The organism is Acinetobacter sp. GFQ9D191M, from assembly GCF_011174875.1.
In the GTDB taxonomy this organism is placed as follows: Bacteria; Pseudomonadota; Gammaproteobacteria; order Pseudomonadales; family Moraxellaceae; genus Acinetobacter.
Window position 1 is genome coordinate 1 of the sequence record NZ_JAALGV010000036.1, and the last position, 5,872, is coordinate 5,872.

The following is a 5,872-nucleotide window of genomic DNA, read 5'->3' on the forward strand; positions in this document are numbered from 1 at the left end:
CAAGCACCACAAACATCAAAATGAGTTCAATCAGCAGCTTGCCCAGGAGATCGTGAAAAGCGGACTCAAGCAAAGTCATGACAAATTGCAAAGCCTGGTCGATCAACACAACGAATTAACTCAGAACAAACCCTTACTGTTTGGAAAAAAAGCCTGGGAAGCCCAACGTGATGCGATTTACCAGGAGCACAAAAAGCTGAAAGGTCAGCATGAACACCAGAAAAAACATGGTGTGAAGGATTTATTGGAAAATGACAAATTCAAAGAACATGCCTGGAAGCAGTACCAACAACAACATCCAGCCAAAGCCAAGCAATACCAGACTCTATACCCATCCTATCAAGTCATTAAAAAATGTGTGGATGAGATCAAAGCAGAACAACAGATGAAACTCAGACAGGAACAACAGCTCAAAGCACAGCAACATGCGCCTAAAATGAAATCTCGTGGCATGAGTCGCTAAACAGAGCGAGTGTCTACGAGCGAACTGAGAAAATTTGCCCATCCCTTTCCCTGATTACAAGCTCCCTATCCATCAATCACCTGCTTTACAGAGCATCCCGAATGGGTGCGAACTTTCCAAATTTGATTCCTAAACCGAGCGTAGCGAGAAAAAAAGCTCATGAGCGAAGCGAATTCCGAGCTGCTTTTGATCTTGCTTTTGCTTTTTCTCAAATTCACGAAAATATGAACCAAAAATTGCCCCGACGAATCGAGCGAAAGCGAGATTCAATAGAGTTTGAGCGAAGCGAAAACCAAGGGCAATTTTTTATGTTTTGGGCTTTTAATTATTTTTAAGCTTTTAAATGCTTTTAGAGAGGATCAAGTCTTTGTAAATAAAGGCTTCTAGAGCTTATATGACTACGTTTACCTACCAATATGACTACGTTTACCTACCAATATGACTACGTTTACCTACCAATATGACTACGTTTACCTACCAATAATCTACATTATTTTTTTTGCAGATTTAACTACGTTTACCTTGCATTAATCTACATATTTATTATTATAGATTTATATTCATAAGTAATAATGTAGATAAATAGAATGCGGGACTTAGTAGTTAAAGACAATGCATTAATTAATGCGAGTTATAACTTAGACTTAGTAGAACAACGTTTGATCTTATTAGCCATCGTCGAAGCAAGAGATAGTGGTCGGGGAATCAATGCAAATGACCCTTTAGAAGTCCATGCTGAGAGTTATGTAAATCAATTTAATGTTGCAAGACAAACAGCTTACCAAGCGTTAAAAGATGCCTGTAAAGATCTATTTGTACGTCAATTTAGCTATCAAGAAATTAATAAAAGAGGAAATGTAGAGAATGTTTTAAGTCGTTGGGTCAGCGAAATTAGATATATCGACGATGAAGCTACAGTAAAGTTAATATTTGCCCCTGCAATCGTGCCACTTATTACACGTTTAGAAGAACAATTTACTAAATATGAGTTACAACAGATTAGTAATCTCAGCAGCGCTTATGCTGTGCGATTATATGAATTATTAATTGCTTGGCGCAGTACGGGTCAAACTCCTATTATTGAACTTGCAGAGTTCAGACAAAAAATAGGCGTTCTTGATGATGAATATACAAGAATGGGAAATTTTAAAGATCGAGTATTAAATTTAGCTATTGCTCAAATTAATGAACATACGGATATTAACGTCCAATGTCAGCAACATAAAAAGGGACGTAATATTTCTGGTTTTTCATTCACCTTTAAACTGAAAAAAGTCGTTATAGCTCATACTAAAGAGCAAACTGCTCTTGAAATTTTCTCAAAATTTACCGATGCACAGTGTCATCTTTTTGCCAGTAAATTATCTGAGCTTCCAGATATGAATAAATATTCTCAAGGTACTGAAAGCTACTCACAATTTGCAGTTCGAATTTCTGAAATGCTACGAGATCCACAAAAATTTGAAGAACTACTCCCCTATCTAAAGAAAGTAGGCTTTAATACAAAATAAACTTCATGTTCAGATTGGATGTTCACACGAACATCCTTGTACACGCACTGAGGGATTACATTGAACACAACAAAATTCAGCGTCATGGACGCAAGTAAAGCCTTTAAAAAATCACGTACAACAATATATGAGGCTTTAAAAAATGGTGAATTATCAAGAGATCATGATGGTCTTATAGACTTATCGGAACTTATTAGAGTTTATGGCAATCCAATCAGTGTTCAGTCCAGTACACGCACTGAACAAGTTCAGAAGGATGTACAGGTACACGTTCAATCTGAAGTTGAAAATGTATTAAAAGATCAGATTTCTTTACTCAAAAATCAGTTAGATTTAGCAAATCAAAGAGAAAAGTCTTTGATGCAACATATTGAAGATCTTACTCACAGAATTGAGTTTAAAGGCACCTTAGAACAGCCAAAACAAGAAAATATTAATCAGCTAAATGAATCTACTAATTCGAATATAGCAACAGATCCTCGGTCACAGGATGAATCAAACTATGACGGATTGACTACTCCTGAGAACAAACGGATCCCTATCCCTGAACATATTGAGCCTGAACCTAAAAAAAGGGGCTTCCTGAGCCGTTTCTTCCTTCCTTATGGTTAGCCAGCACTCCACTTTTTCGATGAGCCAATTTCATTGCCAGCAATGAAATAATGACTCCTCAAAAAACCGGATGATGTTTATTAAAACTGAATAAAATCGTGGAACATTGCTTATTTATTAAGCGTGGAACACTAAAAAAGATAAAAAAAGCCCGAACAGGGATGTTCGGGCTATCAACTAGAAACTACAGCATTGAATTTTCAAGAGAATTATAACGCATTTCGTATAAGGTGTATTATGTTAATTTTAGAAAATCTTCACTACTATTATTTTAAAATAAGCCTTATATCCAAGCATAAAACAAGGTTGTCTAGACTTCTTTTAACAGTAAAGTTATCATAAAACTGAATTTTATTTTTTAGGTAAGTTTATGCATTCTATCCGCATTCGTTAAGACACAACTATTTGCATAGTGACACTATTTTATAATGGTGGGCTTTTGTTGTGTCTTTAAGAATATATGCGGATATATAAAGTAAAAGTATGCTTAATTTATAAGTATGCTTTTAGTGCATAGTTTCCAGTTATAACTTAATTGACTAGCTATTTGTCCACCCTGTGGATGAATAGCTTTTTTTTTGGGAGGACACTGTGATGCTAGCTTTTGTTTTCACCTAAATCCTGTTTGCTGCATAAAAAATTTCAAGAGCTAAACAGGAGTAAATAAAAATGAGTTTAATTATTAAAGCGAGAAACATACGCTTGGATTATGCTGGGCGTGATGTTTTGGATATTGATGAATTGGAAATTCACTCTTATGACCGTATTGGTCTTGTGGGTGATAACGGAGCAGGAAAGAGTAGTTTACTCAAAGTACTTAATGGCGAAATTGTTTTAGCCGAAGCGACATTACAGCGTTTTGGTGATTTTGCACATATCAGCCAACTGGGCGGAATCGAAATAGAAACGGTCGAAGACCGGGCAATGTTATCTCGCCTTGGTGTTTCCAATGTACAAAACGACACAATGAGTGGCGGAGAGGAAACTCGTGCAAAAATTGCTGCCGCATTTTCCCAACAAGTACATGGCATTCTAGCGGATGAACCAACCAGCCACCTTGATCTCAATGGAATAGATCTACTTATTGGTCAACTTAAAGCATTTGATGGAGCATTACTTGTTATCAGTCATGACCGATATTTTCTTGATATGGTTGTAGACAAGATATGGGAGTTAAAAGACGGTAAAATTACGGAATATTGGGGTGGTTACTCGGATTACTTGCGTCAAAAAGAAGAAGAGCGACAACACCAAGCCGTAGAATATGAGCTGATGATGAAGGAACGGGAGCGATTAGAATCTGCTGTGCAAGAAAAACGCCAGCAAGCTAATCGATTAGACAATAAGAAAAAAGGAGAAAAATCCAAAAACTCTACCGAAAGTGCTGGACGACTTGGGCATGCAAAAATGACTGGCACCAAGCAAAGAAAACTGTATCAGGCAGCTAAGAGTATGGAAAAGCGTTTGGCTGCATTAGAAGATATTCAAGCACCAGAGCATTTGCGTTCTATTCGTTTTCGTCAAAGTTCAGCCCTAGAACTGCACAATAAGTTCCCGATTACGGCAGATGGTCTGAGCTTAAAATTTGGTAGCCGTACTATCTTTGATGACGCTAACTTTATAATACCGCTTGGCGCTAAAGTCGCTATAACTGGATCGAATGGAACAGGGAAAACGTCCTTGTTAAAAATGATATCAGAACGTGCTGATGGATTAACCATATCTCCAAAAGCTGAAATTGGCTACTTTACACAAACAGGATATAAATTTAACACGCATAAATCTGTGCTCTCCTTTATGCAGGAAGAGTGCGAGTACACAGTTGCGGAAATTCGTGCAGTATTGGCTTCAATGGGGATCGGAGCGAATGATATTCAAAAAAACTTATCCGACTTATCGGGAGGTGAAATCATCAAACTGCTTTTATCCAAAATGCTTTTAGGAAAATATAATATTTTGCTTATGGATGAACCAGGAAACTATCTTGACCTAAAAAGTATTGCCGCATTAGAAACAATGATGAAGTCCTATGCAGGAACTATTATCTTCGTATCTCATGACAAGCAATTGGTCGATAATATTGCTGACATTATCTACGAGATCAAAGACCACAAAATCATCAAGACTTTTGAGAGAGATTGTTAATGATAGCCAATCTAATCCGAACATTAATTATTGAACTCTTTAAAGGAAATTAAAAATGACAATTCAAGATATTCAATCACTTGCTGAAGCACACGGCTTGTTGCTTACGGACAAAATGAATTTCAATGAAATGGGCATTGATTTTAAGGTCGTTTTTGCTCTTGATACAAAGGGGCAACAATGGTTGCTGCGTATTCCTCGTCGTGATGGCATGAGGGAACAAATCAAGAAAGAAAAACGCATTTTAGAATTGGTAAAAAAACATCTTTCTGTAGAGGTTCCTGATTGGAGAATTTCATCTACAGAATTAGTGGCTTATCCCATACTTAAAGATAATCCTGTTTTAAATTTGGATGCTGAAACCTATGAAATAATTTGGAATATGGACAAAGATAGCCCGAAATACATAACATCTTTGGCAAAAACCTTATTTGAAATCCATAGTATTCCTGAAAAAGAAGTTCGGGAAAATGATTTGAAAATTATGAAACCTTCAGATTTAAGACCTGAAATAGCAAACAATTTGCAGTTAGTAAAATCTGAAATTGGTATAAGTGAGCAATTGGAAACCCGCTACAGAAAATGGTTGGATAATGATGTTCTATGGGCAGATTTCACCCAATTTATACATGGCGATTTATATGCTGGGCATGTACTAGCTTCAAAGGATGGAGCTGTTTCAGGCGTTATTGATTGGTCAACAGCCCATATAGATGACCCAGCGATTGATTTTGCTGGGCATGTAACTTTGTTTGGAGAAGAAAGCCTCAAAACTCTAATCATCGAGTATGAAAAACTAGGGGGTAAAGTTTGGAATAAACTATATGAACAGACTTTAGAAAGAGCAGCGGCCTCTCCTTTGATGTATGGTTTATTTGCCTTAGAAACTCAAAATGAAAGCCTTATCGTTGGAGCAAAAGCTCAGTTGGGAGTTATATAATTTAAAAATATGATTGCTGAGAACTGCCTTGTTTTGAAACTTGGTTGGCTTTAATTAGTTTTTAGTATTCTTTATAGAAAATGCCTCGATCAAGGGGCATTTCTAACAATCATTTAACATAAAATTTCTTATGCGAAATTACATACCAACTTTAACCACATTGTGGACAGGTTGGATTTTAGAGATAAGAAAAACTTCTAG

General features: G+C 36.5%; 6 protein-coding genes. All 6 read left to right on the forward strand.

Annotated features, from left to right (window positions below; translation table 11 throughout):
• On the forward strand, positions 1–463 hold a 463-nt coding region (locus G5T77_RS07010), incomplete at its 5' end, for a hypothetical protein (protein WP_166136883.1).
• 101 nt (positions 464–564) lie between these two features.
• Entirely contained in the window at positions 565–798 is a 234-nt protein-coding gene (locus G5T77_RS07015) for a hypothetical protein (RefSeq protein WP_166136885.1), read from the forward strand.
• 252 nt (positions 799–1,050) lie between these two features.
• Positions 1,051–1,974, forward strand: coding sequence for a replication initiation protein RepM (gene repM / locus G5T77_RS07020; protein ID WP_004811812.1), 924 nt, complete (start codon positions 1,051–1,053; stop codon positions 1,972–1,974).
• A 60-nt stretch (positions 1,975–2,034) separates the two neighbouring features.
• Entirely contained in the window at positions 2,035–2,586 is a 552-nt protein-coding gene (locus tag G5T77_RS07025) for a plasmid replication DNA-binding protein (protein ID WP_223182242.1), read from the forward strand.
• Positions 2,587–3,255: 669 nt separating this feature from the next.
• A complete protein-coding gene (gene msr(E) / locus G5T77_RS07030) occupies positions 3,256–4,731 on the forward strand; it encodes an ABC-F type ribosomal protection protein Msr(E) (protein ID WP_000052512.1) in 1,476 nt (491 codons plus the stop codon).
• 55 nt (positions 4,732–4,786) lie between these two features.
• Entirely contained in the window at positions 4,787–5,671 is an 885-nt protein-coding gene (locus G5T77_RS07035; RefSeq protein ID WP_000155092.1) for an Mph(E) family macrolide 2'-phosphotransferase, read from the forward strand.
• The last annotated feature ends 201 nt before the right edge of the window (positions 5,672–5,872 follow it).

Bases quoted from the DNA above. Each gene is read 5' to 3' on its own strand.
- G5T77_RS07015 (WP_166136885.1), top strand. From the start codon at position 565: ATGGGTGCGAACTTTCCAAATTTGATTCCTAAACCGAGCGTAGCGAGA.
- repM (WP_004811812.1), top strand. From the start codon at position 1,051: ATGCGGGACTTAGTAGTTAAAGACAATGCATTAATTAATGCGAGTTAT.
- G5T77_RS07035 (WP_000155092.1), top strand. From the start codon at position 4,787: ATGACAATTCAAGATATTCAATCACTTGCTGAAGCACACGGCTTGTTG.